Raw genomic sequence first — 920 nt, 5'->3', positions numbered from 1 at the left:
CAGGATCTTACATCTATAGCATTAACGGTGGCACAACATATACCTCACCTCTAACAGCTTCGTCTAGCCCAACCACTATTGCTGGTGGTAGCCTGTCGTACGTTAGTGGTAATTATTCTTGGACACCAAGTTCTTCGATCAGAACTACTTATTTAGTTGTAGCTGGTGGTGGTGGAGGAGGTACTAATGGTGGTGGCGGTGGCGGTGGAGGCGGCGTCCTGACTGGTTCATCGACATTTACAAGTACAGCTTATTTGGTTTCTGTAGGAAGTGGCGGAGCCGGCTCATTTAATTCATCTATCAACGGTGCCAATGGTGGAAATTCATCTATTACTGGAAGTGGTTTAACGGGTCTGATTGCCCTGGGCGGTGGTGGCGGCGGTACAGTTGGCGCTGGTTCTAATGGTGGTTCTGGTGGTGGTGGAAGTTTGTGGACTGGTGCTGGTGGAACGGGAACAGCTGGCCAAGGTAATGCCGGTGGATACGGAACCTTGACTGCCAACGCTCAAAATGGATTTAGCAATGGAACTGGTGGTGGCGGAGGTGGTGGTACAGCAAACAATAGTTATACCGGTGGAGCTGGAGGTAATGGCGCATCAAGTTCTATCACTGGATCTGCACAAACTTACGCAGGTGGTGGTGGTGGATCTGATGATCCACCTAGCGGTTATAGAGCGCCTGGCGGAGCAGGTGGTGGCGGAGCAGGTGGTTACTATGCTGCTACAGCTGGAGCATCTGGAACGGCTAATACTGGTGGCGGCGGCGGTGGCGGCTATAACTTGACTGGTGGTAACGGCGGCTCAGGTGTTGTGATACTCAGCTATAACTCAGGCTCTGGCTCTGGCGGCGCAGCTGCACTCACCATCAACTCCGGCGCTGGCGCAGCTAGCATTGGTGGCAACGTATCGAACGTCAGTACC

1 protein-coding gene is annotated in these 920 nt (G+C 52.9%); it reads left to right on the top strand.

Features of this window, described 5'->3' with window-relative positions; translation table 11 throughout:
- A partial coding sequence (locus ICN29_RS10615; protein WP_369411673.1) for a glycine-rich domain-containing protein occupies nucleotides 1-920 on the top strand: 920 nt, incomplete at both ends.

The sequence above is a fragment of the Polynucleobacter nymphae genome (assembly GCF_018882155.1).
Taxonomy (GTDB): domain Bacteria; phylum Pseudomonadota; class Gammaproteobacteria; order Burkholderiales; family Burkholderiaceae; genus Polynucleobacter; species Polynucleobacter nymphae.
This window is presented reverse-complemented; position numbering and strand designations above follow the sequence as displayed.